Source organism: Mycobacterium sp., assembly GCF_032159565.1.
Taxonomy (GTDB): Bacteria; Actinomycetota; Actinomycetes; order Mycobacteriales; family Mycobacteriaceae; genus Mycobacterium.
The window spans coordinates 1-15,003 of sequence record NZ_JAVHWR010000143.1 but is presented as its reverse complement, the minus strand read 5'-3'; the positions used below and the strand labels follow the sequence as shown (position 1 = coordinate 15,003).

Sequence of the window (15,003 nt, the reverse complement as noted above, 5' to 3'; positions counted from 1 at the left end):
CTTGGGTGCGGGTTGACTCAGCGCCCGACGCCCAGGCTCTGCGGAGCTGGCAGCGTCGGGCATTGGTGCGGTATCTTGCCGCGCAGCCGCGGGATTTCCTGGCCGTAGCGACTCCCGGTTCGGGTAAGACGGCGTTTGCCCTGCGGGTGGCAGCGGAGCTGCTGGCCGACGGCGTCGTCGAGCAGATCACCGTCGTGGTGCCCACCGAACACCTCAAGACGCAGTGGGCGCTCGCCGCCGCCCGGGTGGGGCTTGCGCTCGATCCCAAGTTCAGCAATTCCGCGGCCCACACCTCGTCGGAGTACCACGGCGTCGTCGTCACCTACGCCCAAGTCGCCAGCCACCCGACCCGGCACCGGGTGCGCACCGAGAACCGACGCACGCTCGTGGTGTTCGACGAGATCCACCACGGCGGTGACGCGAAGAGTTGGGGCGACGCGATCCGCGAGGCCTTCGACGACGCCATCCGACGGCTCGCGCTCACCGGCACACCGTTCCGCAGCGACGACTCCGCGATCCCGTTCGTCACCTACGCGCCCGACGCCGAAGGGCTGATGCGCTCGCAGGCCGACCACACCTACGGCTATGCCGAGGCGCTGGCCGACGGCGTGGTGCGGCCGGTGGTGTTCCTCGCGTACTCGGGGGAGGCCCGGTGGCGAGAACGAGTGGGCCAAGAAGACGTAGTGCATGCGGCCCGGCTCGGCGAGCCGCTGACCGCCGAGCAGACGGCGCGGGCGTGGCGCACGGTCCTCGACGCGAAGGGCGAGTGGATACCGGCGGTGCTGCAGGCCGCCGACACCCGGCTCACGCAGCTGCGCAACGGCGGCGTGCCCGACGCCGGCGCCATGGTCATCGCCTCCGACCAGAAGGCCGCGCGCGCCTACGCAGCCGTCCTCACCAGGCTGACCGGTGAGACGCCGACCGTCGTGCTCTCCGACGACCCCGGCTCGTCGGCACGCATCTCCGAATACTCGGCGGGGATCGGCCGTTGGCTCGTCGCGGTCCGGATGGTCTCCGAAGGAGTCGACGTGCCGCGGCTGGCGGTGGGCGTCTACGCCACCAGTGCGGCCACACCGCTGTTCTTCGCGCAGGCGATCGGCCGCTACGTCCGCTCACGACAGCCCGGGGAGACCGCCAGCATCTTCCTGCCGTCGGTGCCGACGCTGCTCGACCTGGCCAGCGAGATGGAGGCGCAGCGCGACCATGTGCTCGGCAAGCCGCACCGCGAGTCGCAGGGCTTCGACGACGAGGCGCTCGAAGACGCAGCAAGCAAGAAGTCCGAGCCCGACGAGGACAGCGGGTTCGAGTCGCTGGGCGCGGACGCCGAACTCGATCAGGTCATCTTCGACGGCTCGTCGTTCGGCACCGCGACACCGGCGGGCAGCGACGAGGAGGCAGATTATCTGGGCATACCCGGTCTGCTGGATGCCGAAGCGATGCGAGACCTGTTGCGGCGCAGGCAAGAAGAGCAGATGACACGTCGGAGCCGCGCCGGCGGCGGCATTGGGCCGGGTGCCGCGTCTCATCCTGTCCGGGTGTCGACGCACGGGCAGCTGCGCGAACTGCGTAGTCAACTCAACGCGCTTGTCACGGTGGCACACCACCGCACGGGAAAGCCGCACGGCTGGATTCACAAGGAGCTGCGCCGGATCTGCGGCGGCCCGCCGATCGCGGCGGCGACCTCGGATCAGCTGAAGGCCCGCATCGAGGCGGTGCGGGAGCTGCGCACCTAACGCGTGGTTGCCAATTCGGCCAGGTGCGCCAGCGAGTTGTCCAGGTGCTGGTGCTCGAACGGCGGGAATGGGATATCGCGAAGGTGCGGCGGCACTCCCGACCAGTCGTAGGTCAACGTGGCCTCGGTGCGGTCGTCCCCGAGGGGCCGCAGGTCGTAGCGCCAGATCCAGCCACCGAATATGAGCTCGGAGTTGCCGCTCAGGTTGCCGCGCTCGTCGGGTCCCTGACCCGGCTGCCACGCAATGGCGTGCGGCGGGTCGAACACGTCGACCCGGTTGGCCATCTCGGAGTAGCCCTGCGGATGGTTGTCGTGATGCATTCCCATCCGGAAAATCTGACCGACTTCGGTGACGGGTTTGCCGTCCAGCGACTCACGCACCCAGCCGGTGCCGTCGATCGCCTGGTGCGTCGTCGGGTCGGCCAGCACCGCGAACACGGCGTCGACAGGTGCGTTGATCGTGGTGCTCACGCTCACGTGTTCTTCAGTCATGTCAGTGCAGACCGTCGACTCACCGGATACTCATCGCTTAGAGGCCCAACACCTCAGGCAGGTCGGCGACCGATTCGATGACGTGGTTGGGCTGCATCGCGAACTCGTCGGCGACCCACCGGTCGAGGGTGTCCTGACGGAACTTGCCGGTGCGCACCAGGACGCCGGTCATTCCGACCACCTGCGCGGCCAGCACGTCGTTGTTGAGGTCGTCGCCGATCATGTACATCTCGTCGGGGTCGACGCCGAGACGCGAAGCGGCGGCGAGAAATCCGGCAGGGGCCGGCTTGCCGACGGCGCTCGCCTTGCGTCCCGACGTCTCCTCCATGCCGATCAGGTACATACCGGTGTCGATGCGCAACCCCTCGGTGGTGTTCCACGATGTGCTGCGGTGCATGGCGACAACAGGCACGCCCTGGGCCATCCAGTCGTAGACACGACTGAGCGTCAGGTGGTTGTACTCCGGGCCCGCACCGCCGAGCAGGATCACATCCGGGGTCTCCGGCGCAGGGCCGTCCGGACCGTGGTCGCTTGCATAGGCGATGTCGATGCCCGGCATGTCTTCGGCAATCTGCCCGTTGTTGACCAGGAAGCAGCGCGCGTCGGGGTACTGCCCGCGGACGTACTCCGCCGTCAGCGCAGCGGCCGTGATCACCTCGTCGGCGGCGACGTCCATCCCTGCATCGGTCAGCAGACCGGCGATCTGCCTGCGGGTCCGCGTCGTCGTGTTCGTCAGATAGGAGCGGGCAATCTGGTTGTCGGCCAGCACCCCAAGGGTCTCGGCGGCGCCGTCGATCGGCTGCCACGAGGTCACCAACACGCCGTCGATGTCGAAGAGCACGCCACCGATCGCCATGGTGCGACAGTAAACGGCTCGCTAGGGACGCGCCCACTGACTCTCGGCCACCCACGGCGAGGCCTCCCCCGCAATGGACCAGCTGAGCTCCGCGGGTGCGTCGATCACCCGATAGTTCTTGACTCCCGCGGCGGTGGCCGCGATCAGCGTCGCCACCCCCGCCCGCCGCTGGAAAAACGTCTGGCGGACGGTCCATCCGATGATGCCCTCGGCGGCGATGCAGTCGCGACGGCGGTCCAGGCTGCCCGCGCGGGCGACCAGCCACCGCCCGTCCACCCGATGCCCCAGCGCGCGTGCCCGGTCGGCAGCCAGTGCCGCGCAGCACAGCGCCAACACTGCGACGAGGATCCACGCCCACACCGGCACGGGCACGAATGCCGCCGCCACCGCCAGCCCGGCCGCTACGAGGACCGGAAACACCAGCCCGCGGGTCCAGCGCCTGCGCGTCGCGGCAGCGCCATGGGAGCGCACCGGGCCGGACACGGCGTTGACGTCGTCGATCAGATCGGTCAGCACCGACTCCGCCGTCGCAGCCGGACACGGCGGCAGCAGCAGTGACGCCTCCCCCGCCCCGGCGACACCCGTCATCACCGCGTCCAGCCGTGCGCCGCCGAGCAGCCGCACCAGCAGCGGCTGACGCAAGGTGCCGCCCCGCAACCTGCGCATGTCGAAGGTGTGCTCACGCTTGCGAAGCAGGCCGTGCTCGAGATGCAGCACGTCTGCATCTCTGCGCAGGGTGAGATTCCCGTACGTCACAAGCGACCGCAACACCGAAAGCGCCACCGAGGCGAACAGCACGACCGCCACCACGACGGCCACGCTGGTGATCACACCGAACCGCTGCGCCGCGTCGCGACCCGATTCGGCGACATCCGAATGTTCAAGCGCTGCACCGAGACCCGCTTGATAGACGACGCCCACGCCGGCGAGGATCATCGCCAGACCGGTGAAGCTGAGTGGGCTGTAGCGCAGCCAGGACGGATGCCAGCGAGCCAGCAGCCGGGTCTGCGGCCGGTCCTGCCCGCCGGTCTCCTCGGCGGGCGCCAGCGAGTCGGCCAGCAGGATCGAGCGCAGCCGCGGCACCTCCTCGGCGCGCACCGCGTCCAACGCGAACGCCGCGTCGCCCGTGGTGTGTTGGCCGGTGCTGACCCGCAACACCGTCAACCCGAGCAGCTGGTGCAGGAGCCGGGCGTCCGTCTGCACCGAACGAATCCTGTTGCGCGGCACCGAAACCACCTTGCGCTGCAGGACGCCGGCGCGCATCTGCACCTCGTCGGGCTCGATGCGATAGCTGGTGGTGAACCAGCGCAGCACACCGAAACCGATCGTCACGCCCAACGCTGCCACCGTCCACCAGGAGTTGCCGGTCGCCGAGCCCACCACGACCGCGCCCACCAACAACGGAATCTGCCGCAACACCTCATGCACCGGGTGCACCAACAACATTCGCGGGCTGAGCCGGTGCCACACCCGGTCCGTCACGTGGCGTCCTCCGCGCCGATGGCGGCGATGTCGGTGAGCTGCGCGACGACCCGGTCGGCCACCTCGGAGTCGAGTGCAACGATGCGCACCGCACCGGCCGACGACGCGGTCGTGACGGTGACGTTGGCCAGCCCGAGCAGCCGATCCAACGGTCCGCGATAGGTGTCGACGGTCTGCACCCGGGAAATCGGCGCGATCCTGCGCTCCTGCACCAGCCAGCCCGTCCTGGTGTACACCGCCTGCGGGCTGACGTCCCAGCGGTGCACGCGGTACCGCCACAGCGGCACGACGACCACGAACACCGCGATGCCCAACACCGTGACGGCGGCCGCGACGATGTGCAGCCAGGCGAGCCGGCCGTCGAGCACGAACCACACCACCTGGGCCACCACCAACACCAGCCACGGGATGGCGGCCCCGAGCGCCCACACCAGGGGCGCTTTGCGGCTCGGCGGGTTGACGGGATCAACCAAGGTCACCCCTGCGCGATCCGACATGGGAACGACGGTAACCGTCCCTGGGTAATGTGCTGATCATGAGCCAGAAGTGGACCTCCGCCGATGTACCCGACCAGTCCGGCCGCATCGCCATCATCACCGGCGCCAACTCCGGTCTCGGCTACGACACCGCCGCCGTCCTGGCGGACAAGGGCGCGCATGTCGTACTTGCCGTGCGCAATGTCGACAAGGGCAACGAGGCCGCCCACCGGATCAGGGCCGCCAGCCCGAACGCCGTGGTAGCCGTGCAGGAACTGGATCTGTCGTCGCTCGACAGCGTCCGCAGGACCGCCGACGACCTCCGCGCGGCGCACCCGCGCATCGACCTGCTGATCAACAACGCGGGCGTGATGTACGTGCCGAAGCGCGAGACCACCAAAGACGGCTTCGAGATGCAGTTCGGCACCAACCACCTGGGCCACTTCGCGCTGACCGGCCTGCTGCTGGACAACATGCTGGCGGTCGACGGGTCGCGGGTGGTCACAGTCAGCAGCAATGGACACAAATTCTGGTTCCTCGCCGATATCTACTTCGACGACTTGCAGTTCGAACGCGGTTACAACCGGGTCAAGGCCTATGGCCAGTCCAAACTGGCCAACCTGATGTTCACCTACGACCTGCAGCGGCGCCTGAAGGGCAAAGGCGCGCCGACCGTCGCACTCGCGGCCCATCCCGGCTTCTCCGATACCGAGCTCATGCGCTACCTACCCGACGTCATTCCGGCCTTCATGTGGAAACCAGTCACCCAGCCTGCCGACAAGGGCGCGCTGCCGACGCTGCGCGCCGCAACCGATCCGGACGCACACGGTGGTCAGTACTACGGCCCTGACGGCATCGGAGAGATCAAGGGCAACCCGAAAGTAGTTGCCTCCAGCGCACAATCGCGCAACGAGGACGCCCAGCGGCGGCTGTGGACGCTGTCCGAAGAGCTGACCGGCGTCACCTACCCCGTCTGATGCGGTCCGTCGACGAGCACCGGCGCGTGGTGGCCGCGCTGATCACGCCCCGCCCACCGGCAGGGGTGCCGCTCGCCGATGCGCTGGGGCTGGTACTCGCCGCCGATGTGGTGGCGCCGCTCTCCCTGCCCGGCTTCGACAATTCGGCGATGGACGGCTACGCCGTCGTCGCCGACGACATCGCCGACGCGAGTGCCGACCATCCGGTGCTGCTGCCCGTCACCGAGGACATCCCCGCCGGCCGCACCGATGCGCTGATCCTGAAACCCGGAACCGCGCACAGGATCATGACGGGGGCGCCGCTCCCGTCCGGCGCCACCGCCGTCGTGCCCGTCGAGGCCACCGACGGTGCGACGGACACCGTGGCGATCCGTGCGACCGCCCCTGCCGGACGGCACATTCGACGCGCCGGCGAGGACGTCGAAGCGGGCACCACCGTGCTGCGGGCCGGTCAGGTGGTGACGCCGGCCGTACTCGGCCTTGCCGCGGCCCTCGGTCTGGATGAGCTCGATGTCGTTCCGCGCCAACGAGTTCTGGTCCTGTCGACCGGATCGGAGCTGGTCGCACCCGGCACACCGCTCGAGCCGGGGCAGATCTATGAGTCGAACGCCGTCATGCTTACGGCCGCCGCGAAGGATGCAGGTGCCGAGGTCACCACGGCGCCGATGAGCAGTGACGACGTCGACGAGTTCCGCGCGGTGCTCGACCGTCACGCCGGCAACGCCGACCTCATCGTCACCACCGGCGGGGTGAGCGCCGGCGCCTATGAAGTCGTCAAGGACGCACTCGGAGCCGGAGGGCCGGCGACATCCGGCCGGGCCGATCAGGTCGAATTCGTCAAGGTCGCCATGCAGCCCGGCATGCCGCAGGGTGCGGGCCGCATCGCCGGAGCCGCCGGGCCGGCGACATCAGGCCGAGGCACGGCCATCATCACGCTGCCCGGCAATCCGGTGAGCGCCCTGGTGTCGTTCGAGGTCTTCATCCGAACACCGCTACGCGCGGCGATGGGGCTGCCGGAGCCCCAGCGGCCGCGGCTGACGGCGCGGCTCAAAGAGGACCTGACTTCACCACGCGGCAAGCGGCAGTTCCGCCGCGGTGTGTTGGACGCCGACAAGGGCGAGGTCTCCAGTTACGGGCCGCCCGCGTCGCATCACCTGCGCTGGCTGGCATCGGCGAACTGCCTGCTGGAGATCGAGGAGGACGTTGCCGAGCTGACCGCGGGATCCCCTGTCCAGGTTTGGGACCTCTCGAGCGGGTAGCCACCCGTAGAATCGCCACACGATGGCCAGACGCCCCGACCTCAGAACAGGCCCCGCGCGACTGGTGGCCCTGGCGAGAACCACGATTCCCCCGATGCATCCCGCAGGCCTACCGTTCGTCGGCGCAGGCCTGGCGCTCGCCGCGGCAGGACGCCGCTATCGGTGGCTGCGCAACGCGGGCCTGCTGGCCGCGGGCGCCAACGCTGCGTTCTTCCGCCACCCGCCCCGCGTGCCGCCCGCCCGCCCCGGCGTGGTCGTCGCGCCCGCCGACGGGCTGATCTGCCTCGTCGAGGACGTGGTGCCGCCCGCCGAACTGAACCTGCCCGACCGTCCGCTGCCTCGAATCAGCATCTTCCTGTCGATCTTCGACGCTCACGTCCAGCGCATCCCGGTAAGCGGCGAGGTGGTGTCGGTCGTGCACCGTCGGGGGCTGTACAAATCCGCCGAGCTCGCCGCGGCCAGCCAGGACAACGAACGCAACAGCGTGCGCATCCGCACGCCCGAGGGCCACGAGGTGGTGGCCGTCCAGATCGCGGGTCTGGTCGCGCGCCGCATCGTCTGCGACATCAAGCCCGGCGACAAGGTGATGATCGGCGACACCTACGGCCTCATCAGGTACGGGTCGCGGCTGGACACCTACCTGCCGGAGGGCACCGAGGTCCTCGTGCTGCCGGGCCAACGGGCGGTCGGCGGCGAGACGATCCTTGCGGAGCTGCCGCGATGAAGCCCCGCGTCAAGAGGCCTAACGTCAGCCTGCGCATGCTGCCGAGCGCCATGACGGTCGCGGCGATCTGCCTCGGCCTTTCGGCGGTGAAATTCGCGCTGGACAACCGCCCGACCGAGGCGATGGCGTTTCTGGCGGTGGCCGCGATCCTCGACGCACTCGACGGTCGCATCGCCCGGCTGCTCAAGGCCACGTCGAAGATGGGCGAGGAGATCGACTCACTCGCCGATGCGGTGAACTTCGGTGTCGCACCGGCATTCATCGTCTACGGCACGCTGCTCTCGCACTCGCGCATCGGCTGGATCGTCGTGCTCCTCTACGCGGTGTGCATCGTGCTGCGGCTGGCGCGGTACAACACGATGCTGGCCGAGGACCAACCGCCCTATACCAAGGAGTTCTTCGTCGGCATGCCCGCGCCGGCGGGCGCGATCGGCGCGATCGGCCCGCTGGCGGCCAAAATGCAGTTCGGCGACGGCTGGTGGACCTCGGAGCCCGCCGTGGTGATCTGGATGGTCGGCGTCTCGCTGCTGGTGGTCAGCACCATCCCGATGCGCAAGGTGCACACCTTCGCCATCTCCCAGAACATGGTGGTTCCGCTGCTGGCGGCACTGGCGATCCTGGTCGCCGCCTCGATCCTCTACGGCTACATCGTGATCCTGCTGATCATCCTCGGCTACGTGATCCACATCCCGTTCGCAGTACGGACCGAGGCTTGGCTGTCGGAACACCCGGAGGTGTGGGGAGACAAGCCGAAGGAGCAACGTCAGGCGCGGCGGGCGGTCCGCCGGGTGCGCCGGGCCCAGCCGCGCACACACCGTCGTTCGATGGCCCGGCTCGGACTCCGCAGACCGCCGGGTCCCTGACATGACCGGGTTCGACGTCGCGGACCGGCCGGTGCCGCGGCAGCAGCTCACACTCACCGCGCGGCTGAACACCTCGGCGCTGGACTCGCGTCGCGGTGTCATCCGCCTTCACCCCGAAGCCATTGCTGCGCTGGGCATCCGGGAATGGGATGCGGTTGCGCTGACGGGTTCGCGGACCACCGCCGCGGTCGCGGGTGTGGCACCGGACGGAACCCCGGCGGGCACGGCGCTGCTCGACGACGTGACGCTGTCCAACGCCGGGCTGCGGGAGAACACCACCGTGCTCGTCGCACCGGTGACGGTGTACGGCGCGCGGTCGGTGACGGTGCGCGGTTCGAACCTGGCCACGCGGTCGATTCCGTCGGCGACGCTACGCCAGGCCCTGCTCGGCAAGGTGATGACGGTCGGCGATACCGTGTCGCTGCTGCCGCGCGAGCTGGGCCCCGACATCTCCACGACCGCTGCCAGCAGCGCGCTGGCGTCGGCCGTCGGCATCACCTGGACGTCCGAACTGCTGACGGTGACGGGCGTGGACCCGGCCGGACCCGTGAGCGTGCAACCGAATTCGGTCGTCAAATGGGGTGACGGGACCGCGCCGGCGGCGACATCGGGACACGGCAGCGCCCCTTCGCAGCAGGCCACATCGACGGGCCAGTACACGGTGTCGACTCCGGAGAAGTCGGCGACGGTGAACATCGACGACCTGAAGGGCTCGCACGCTCAGGCCGCCAGGCTGACCGAATGGCTGAAGCTCGCCCTCGACCAGCCGGAGTTGCTCGAAACCCTCGGCGCCAAGCCCAATCTCGGCGTACTGGTGTCCGGACCCGCGGGCGTGGGCAAGGCGGCGCTGGTGCGTGCCGTGTGCACCGACCGGCGACTGGTCGAACTGGACGGGCCGGAGGTGGGCGCGCTGCGGGCGGAAGACCGCCTCAAGAGCGTCGCATCGGCGGTGGCCAGCGTGCGCGACGGCGGTGGCGTCCTGTTGATCACCGACATCGACGCGCTGCTGCCGACGGTCGCCGACCCGGTCTCGACGCTGATACTCGCCGAACTGCGCAACGCGGTGGCCACCCCCGGCGTCGCCTTCATCGCCACCTCGCAACGCCCCGAGGACCTCGACCCGCGACTGCGGGCACCTGACCTGTGCGACCGCGAACTCGGCCTGAGCCTGCCCGATGCATCGGTGCGCAAGCAGTTGCTCGAGGTGTTGTTGCGCGACGTGCCCGCCGACAAGCTGAACCTCGACGACATCGCGGAACGCACACCGGGTTTCGTGGTGGCCGATCTCAGTGCGCTGGTGCGGGAGGCCGCGCTGCGGGCGGCGGCACGGGCCAGCGTGGACGAGAAACCTCCGACGCTGACCCAGGACGACCTGACGGGCGCGCTGAGTGTCATCCGTCCGCTGTCGCGGTCCGCCGCCGAAGAAGTGGCCGTCGGCTCCATCACGCTCGAGGACGTCGGCGACATGGCCGAAACCAAACAGGCGCTCACCGAGGCGGTGTTGTGGCCACTGCAGCATCCCGAGACGTTCGAGCGGCTCGGCGTCGAGCCGCCGCGTGGCGTGCTGCTGTACGGGCCGCCCGGCTGCGGCAAGACCTTCGTCGTGCGGGCGCTGGCCAGCTCCGGGCGGCTGTCGGTGCACGCGGTCAAGGGCGCCGAGCTGATGGACAAATGGGTCGGCGCTTCGGAGAAGGCGGTTCGCGATCTCTTCCGCCGCGCCCGCGATTCCGCGCCCTCGCTGGTGTTCCTCGACGAACTCGATGCGCTCGCGCCACGGCGCGGGCAGAGCTTCGATTCCGGGGTCACCGACAGGGTGGTGTCCGCGCTGCTGACGGAACTCGACGGCATCGAGCCGCTGCGCAACGTGGTGGTGCTCGGCGCGACCAACCGGCCGGATCTGATCGATCCCGCGCTACTGCGGCCGGGCCGGCTGGAGAAGCTGGTGTTCGTCGAGCCGCCCGACGCCGACGCCCGCCGCGAAATACTGCGCACCGCAGGTAAATCCATCCCGCTGGCCGACGATGTCGATCTCGACTCGCTGGCCGGGGAGCTGGACGGCTACAGCGCCGCCGACTGCGTTGCGCTGCTGCGCGAGTCCGCCCTGACGGCGATGCGGCGATCGATCGACGCCGCGGACGTGACGGGCGCCGACGTGGCCACGGCCCGCAATACCGTGCGCCCGTCGCTGGACCCAGCGCAGGTCGAGTCGCTGCGCGAGTTCTCGGCCGCCCGCTGAGTAGTTACGGCCGCGCCTCCAGCACGAGGTTGAACGGGGTCTCGGTGGCCCGCCGGAAACGGGTGAAGCCGCCACCGTCGACGACGACTTCTCGTAACCGCGCCTCACCCGCCTGCGCACCGAGTGCAGGTCCATTGCGCGCCAGCGAGACGGGCACGCAGATCTGAGTGGACGCGCCGTACATCACGCGGCCGACCGGATTCAGATTGTCGGCCACCGCGTCGTTGGCGAACGGCTCCACGATCATCGCGGTGCCGTCGTCGCTGATCGCCTCGCGCGCGTGCCGCGACACACTGATCGGGTCCGCCATGTCGTGCAGGCAGTCGAAGAACGCGATGAGATCGAAGTCCCTGCCCTGGTAGCCGACCGCATCGGCGACCTCGAATCGCGCGTTTGCCGCGCCTGCCGCCGCGGCCTTCTCGGTTGCGACCTTGATCGAATCGTCGTGATAGTCGTAACCGATGAACTCCGAATCCGGATAGGTCATCGCCATCAGGATCGTGCTGGCGCCGTGCCCACACCCGACATCGGCGACCTTGGCTCCGGTTTTCAGCTTGTCGACGACACCGTCGAGGGCCGGCAGCCATGAGCCGATCAGATTCGTGTTGTACCCGGCCCGGAAGAATCGTTCCGTCCCCTCGAACAGGCATGGGTGGTGATCGCCCCATTCCATGCCCTCACCCGACCTGAAGTTGTCGAGCGTCTTCTCGAGAGCGTGAAACGTCGCTTCGACGATGTTGTATGCGCCGGGCATGTCGACCGGCCCGTCGGGGTCGGTCAGGCACAGCGCCTGCTCCGGGCTCAGCGACCACTGGTCGGATGCCGGGTCGTACTGCACATATCCGCCCGCGCCCTGATTGCCGAGCCATTCGCGGACGTAACGTTCGTCGGTGCCGGTGCGCTGCGCCAGCTCGGTGGAGGTCATGGCGCCCGTGGCCAGTTCGCGGTACAGCCCGAGGCGGTCACCGACAAGAATCAACGTCGCGCTCATCGCGGCGCCGAGATCACCCACCGCTTTGCCGAGGAACTCGTTCAATTTAATCTCGTCTACAGCCATGGGCCCATAGTGACGTCCGAGCCGGAGGGGTGTCGGACATTGGCACTTAAAGCTCAACTACGGCAGGTTTCGCAGCGACCCAATGCTTCCCCCGATCGGGGGACACGTGAATCACCCTGGTGATCGTCCGGTCGCCCGACATACATCAAACCTGCATGGCGGCATTCTCAAATCATCGAAAGACCACTCACACAGGAGAATTCAGATGATCAAGAATGTCTTCGCCCGCTACCTCGTCCTTCTATTCGTCGGCGGAGGTGCTCTCGGGGGCGCCGCCGTCGGCCTTGCGAGCATGGCCGGCGCCGCGTAAAGGCTGAGCGCCTGTCGGGGTTGCAATACATCTTGACAGTGACTAGTTAGAGGCGCATAGTCGGACATATAACTAGTCACCGTCAAGATCTAGGAGCAGGGAGGCACCATGACCGCCCCAATCACGTCGACCCGTGCCGGTGATCGCGAGCGGGAGAAGACCGCGAGCCAACTCGGCTCCGCGCTCGCCCAGGGCTATCTCGAGATGGACGAATACGAGACCCGGCTGCAGTCGGCGTTCGCCGCGCACACCACCGCCGAGCTGCGCCAATTGGTCGCCGACCTACACCTGGGACAACTGCGGCGCCACGACCCACGCCGGCGCGAGGCACGCCGGGCCGCCGCACGCCGCGGTGTGCAGATGCACCTGGCCGGCTACCTGGCGATGGTCGTCGTCGTGCTCACGGTATGGCTCGCCGTCGGCCTGACCGCAGGTGCCTGGTACTTCTGGCCGATCTGGCCCATCCTCGGCGCGGGTATCGCAGTCATCGGACACGCCATGCCGATCCGCTTTGCGCCCGGGCGCCCACTGGCATCGACAGGGGCTGCGCTACATCACTGCGGGCAGGCACCAACGGGCTATCGCGGCAGCGGCGTGTGATGTGGTCGGCGGCCGGTCATCCACCCATGCGACGTAGCCGTCCGGACGCACCAGCACGGCCGCGGGCAGTTCGGTGTCGTGGTGCAGGGCGTGCACGACGTCGGGGCGGTCGATGTTCACGTCATCGGTCGTCACCAACACGAACCGGCCCCCGCGCAGCAGTTCATACAGCCGGCTGCCGCCGCAGTCGACGTCCGGCATGCGCTTGCCGACCATGCGGTGGTCGTCGCGGGATCGGCGCGGATAGCCGATGCCCAGCTGGCTCAGCCGTCCGGCCATGAACCGACGGCCTGCAGGTATCCGCGTGATCGTCCCGACCGCGATGGTCTGAACCAGACGCTGCACCCGAGAACGGCCGAGCACCAGCTGGTTGAACGCGTCGGTCAGTCGCAGCACCGCCGCGCCGACCGGATGCCGCTCACCCTCGTAACTGTCCAACAGCCAATTCGGTGCCGTTCCGCGGACGGCCGACGACAGCTTCCAGCCGAGGTTCATCGCGTCGCCGATGCCGGTGTTCATCCCCTGTCCGCCCAGCGGCGAGTGCACATGAGCGGCGTCACCCGCGATGAACACCCGGCCTTCGCGGTAGCGCTCGGCCTGCTTGCGCTCCGACAAAAACCTTGAACTCCAACGCATTTCGGTCATGCCGAAGTCTTCATCGGCGACGCGGTTGAACGAGCCGCGAATCTCCTCCAGCGTCACCGGCTCCTTCAGCGGCGCCTGCTCACGCAGCCGGTCCCAGGCGATGGCACGAAACCAGCCGTCGCCGAACGGAATCATCAGCACCACGCCCCGCTCATTCGTGACACCGGTCAACGTCTCCTCCGGGGCCCGCGTCAGCCGCACGTCGGCCAGCAGGATGTGCGTCGCGTACTGCTTGCCTTCGAACCCGATGCCGACCAACTGCCGAACCGTGCTGTGCGCGCCGTCGCACCCAACGACGTACGCCGCCCGCAGGGCGGTGCCGTCGGCGCACTGCACCGTCACGCCGTCGTCGTCCTGGGTCAACCCGACCAGCTCGGCGCCGCGCGAAACCGGCACCGCCAGTTCGTCGACCCGGGCCGCCAGCACATGCTCGGTGCCGCTCTGCGGCGCTATCAACAGCACCCCGAACCTGCTCGGCAGCGCCCGCAGGTCGATCGAGGCGCCGCCCGGCGGAGCTATCTGGTAAACCAGTTTGCCCCGCTTCAGCAGTTCGTCGGCCAGCCCGCGGGCGTCCAGTAGTTCTAGCGTGCGCGCATGGACGGCGAACGCCCTGGTGATGTTGGGCATGTCGGTGCGCTCTTCGAGCAACCGAACCCCGACGCCGCCGAGAGCGAGTTCGGCGGCCAGCATCAAACCCGTTGGGCCGGCCCCGACCACCAGCACATCGGAGGTATCCACGGGCCGGACGGTACCTGCATCCGCCCACGTAGACTGGGCTTCAGCCAAAGCCTGACCCGGCTGACACCCTGCTATCTGTTCTTCGCCCGGCGGCTCATCACCGACCAAGCCCACCAGATTCGGAGTGCCTTGCTAGCCGTCCTGATCGCCCACGCGGTCGCCACCGCGTCGGCTCCCCTGCTGGTGCGCCGGTGGGGCAGGCGGGCGTTCTATCCGCTGGCGCTGGTCCCGCTCGGCTCCCTTGTCTGGGTGGCGCAGAACTGGCCGGGACACGGGCGGGCGCTCAGCGTCGACGTGCCGTGGGTGCCCGAGTTGTCGATGAACATCGCGCTGAGGTTCGACGCGCTCGCGGCGATCATGAGCGTGCTGGTGCTGGGCATCGGCGCGCTGGTGCTGTTCTACTGCGCCGACTACTTCCATCATCACGACGGCCATACGGAGAACCGGCTGCCCAGCTTCGCTGCGGAGCTCGTCGCATTCGCGGGCGCCATGTTCGGGTTGGTGGTCAGCGACAACATGCTGCTGCTCTACCTGTTCTGGGAATTGACGACGGTCC

Annotated in this window: 13 protein-coding genes and 1 pseudogene; 8 read left to right on the top strand and 6 right to left on the bottom strand. The window is 68.6% G+C overall.

Annotation, left to right across the window (positions count from 1 at the left end; translation table 11 throughout):
* The first annotated feature begins 5 nt into the window (after positions 1–5).
* On the top strand, positions 6–1,733 hold the full coding sequence (locus tag QOC76_RS19630; RefSeq protein ID WP_526359438.1) for a DEAD/DEAH box helicase: 1,728 nt from the start codon (positions 6–8) through the stop codon (positions 1,731–1,733).
* Here the strand turns inward: QOC76_RS19630 and QOC76_RS19625 are convergent.
* From QOC76_RS19625 to QOC76_RS19610, 4 genes are read right to left on the bottom strand one after another with little or no spacing between them, the layout of a single operon-like run.
* Positions 1,730–2,224, bottom strand: coding sequence for an SRPBCC family protein (locus QOC76_RS19625; RefSeq protein WP_526359436.1), 495 nt, complete (start codon positions 2,222–2,224; stop codon positions 1,730–1,732). The genes QOC76_RS19630 and QOC76_RS19625 overlap by 4 nt on opposite strands.
* Before the next feature lie 37 nt (positions 2,225–2,261).
* On the bottom strand, positions 2,262–3,080 hold the full coding sequence (locus QOC76_RS19620) for an HAD-IIA family hydrolase (protein WP_526359434.1): 819 nt from the start codon (positions 3,078–3,080) through the stop codon (positions 2,262–2,264).
* A 21-nt stretch (positions 3,081–3,101) separates the two neighbouring features.
* On the bottom strand, positions 3,102–4,526 hold the full coding sequence (locus QOC76_RS19615) for a PH domain-containing protein (RefSeq protein ID WP_526359466.1): 1,425 nt from the start codon (positions 4,524–4,526) through the stop codon (positions 3,102–3,104).
* Between the two features lie 32 nt (positions 4,527–4,558).
* Positions 4,559–5,059, bottom strand: a complete 501-nt coding sequence (locus QOC76_RS19610; RefSeq protein WP_526359432.1) for a PH domain-containing protein — start codon at positions 5,057–5,059, stop codon at positions 4,559–4,561.
* Positions 5,060–5,097: 38 nt separating this feature from the next.
* On the opposite strand from QOC76_RS19610, the gene QOC76_RS19605 reads away from it, so the two are divergent.
* From QOC76_RS19605 to QOC76_RS19585, 5 genes are read left to right on the top strand one after another with little or no spacing between them, the layout of a single operon-like run.
* On the top strand, positions 5,098–6,015 hold the full coding sequence (locus tag QOC76_RS19605; protein WP_526359430.1) for an SDR family oxidoreductase: 918 nt from the start codon (positions 5,098–5,100) through the stop codon (positions 6,013–6,015).
* Positions 6,015–7,274, top strand: a complete 1,260-nt coding sequence (gene moeA, locus QOC76_RS19600; RefSeq protein WP_526359428.1) for a molybdopterin molybdotransferase MoeA — start codon at positions 6,015–6,017, stop codon at positions 7,272–7,274. The genes QOC76_RS19605 and moeA overlap by 1 nt, the downstream gene beginning before the upstream one ends.
* Positions 7,275–7,296: 22 nt before the next feature.
* Positions 7,297–7,998: a phosphatidylserine decarboxylase gene (locus QOC76_RS19595; RefSeq protein WP_526359426.1), complete on the top strand. Its 702-nt coding sequence runs from the start codon at positions 7,297–7,299 to the stop codon at positions 7,996–7,998.
* Positions 7,995–8,861, top strand: a complete 867-nt coding sequence (gene pssA / locus QOC76_RS19590) for a CDP-diacylglycerol--serine O-phosphatidyltransferase (RefSeq protein ID WP_526359424.1) — start codon at positions 7,995–7,997, stop codon at positions 8,859–8,861. Before QOC76_RS19595 ends, pssA begins: the two co-directional genes overlap by 4 nt.
* A 1-nt stretch (position 8,862) precedes the next feature.
* On the top strand, positions 8,863–11,097 hold the full coding sequence (locus tag QOC76_RS19585) for an AAA family ATPase (RefSeq protein WP_526359422.1): 2,235 nt from the start codon (positions 8,863–8,865) through the stop codon (positions 11,095–11,097).
* Positions 11,098–11,101: 4 nt separating this feature from the next.
* Here QOC76_RS19585 and QOC76_RS19580 read toward each other — a convergent pair whose 3' ends face one another.
* Positions 11,102–12,154, bottom strand: coding sequence for a class I SAM-dependent methyltransferase (locus QOC76_RS19580; RefSeq protein WP_526359420.1), 1,053 nt, complete (start codon positions 12,152–12,154; stop codon positions 11,102–11,104).
* A 418-nt stretch (positions 12,155–12,572) separates the two neighbouring features.
* Between QOC76_RS19580 and QOC76_RS19575 the strand changes: the two genes are divergently transcribed.
* Positions 12,573–13,064, top strand: a complete 492-nt coding sequence (locus QOC76_RS19575; RefSeq protein ID WP_526359418.1) for a DUF1707 domain-containing protein — start codon at positions 12,573–12,575, stop codon at positions 13,062–13,064.
* Here the strand turns inward: QOC76_RS19575 and QOC76_RS19570 are convergent.
* Positions 13,014–14,447, bottom strand: coding sequence for an FAD-dependent oxidoreductase (locus QOC76_RS19570; protein ID WP_526359416.1), 1,434 nt, complete (start codon positions 14,445–14,447; stop codon positions 13,014–13,016). The two genes, QOC76_RS19575 and QOC76_RS19570, sit on opposite strands and share 51 nt — an antisense overlap.
* A 129-nt stretch (positions 14,448–14,576) precedes the next feature.
* On the opposite strand from QOC76_RS19570, the pseudogene QOC76_RS19565 reads away from it, so the two are divergent.
* A pseudogene (locus tag QOC76_RS19565) lies at positions 14,577–15,003 on the top strand (Na+/H+ antiporter subunit A); the annotation flags it as partial.

Coding starts and splice junctions, on each gene's coding strand:
- QOC76_RS19625 (WP_526359436.1), bottom strand. CDS start 2,224: ATGACTGAAGAACACGTGAGCGTGAGCACCACGATCAACGCACCTGTC.
- QOC76_RS19620 (WP_526359434.1), bottom strand. CDS start 3,080: ATGGCGATCGGTGGCGTGCTCTTCGACATCGACGGCGTGTTGGTGACC.
- QOC76_RS19615 (WP_526359466.1), bottom strand. CDS start 4,526: ATGTTGTTGGTGCACCCGGTGCATGAGGTGTTGCGGCAGATTCCGTTG.
- QOC76_RS19610 (WP_526359432.1), bottom strand. CDS start 5,059: ATGTCGGATCGCGCAGGGGTGACCTTGGTTGATCCCGTCAACCCGCCG.
- QOC76_RS19605 (WP_526359430.1), top strand. CDS start 5,098: ATGAGCCAGAAGTGGACCTCCGCCGATGTACCCGACCAGTCCGGCCGC.
- moeA (WP_526359428.1), top strand. CDS start 6,015: ATGCGGTCCGTCGACGAGCACCGGCGCGTGGTGGCCGCGCTGATCACG.
- QOC76_RS19595 (WP_526359426.1), top strand. CDS start 7,297: ATGGCCAGACGCCCCGACCTCAGAACAGGCCCCGCGCGACTGGTGGCC.
- pssA (WP_526359424.1), top strand. CDS start 7,995: ATGAAGCCCCGCGTCAAGAGGCCTAACGTCAGCCTGCGCATGCTGCCG.
- QOC76_RS19585 (WP_526359422.1), top strand. CDS start 8,863: ATGACCGGGTTCGACGTCGCGGACCGGCCGGTGCCGCGGCAGCAGCTC.
- QOC76_RS19580 (WP_526359420.1), bottom strand. CDS start 12,154: ATGGCTGTAGACGAGATTAAATTGAACGAGTTCCTCGGCAAAGCGGTG.
- QOC76_RS19575 (WP_526359418.1), top strand. CDS start 12,573: ATGACCGCCCCAATCACGTCGACCCGTGCCGGTGATCGCGAGCGGGAG.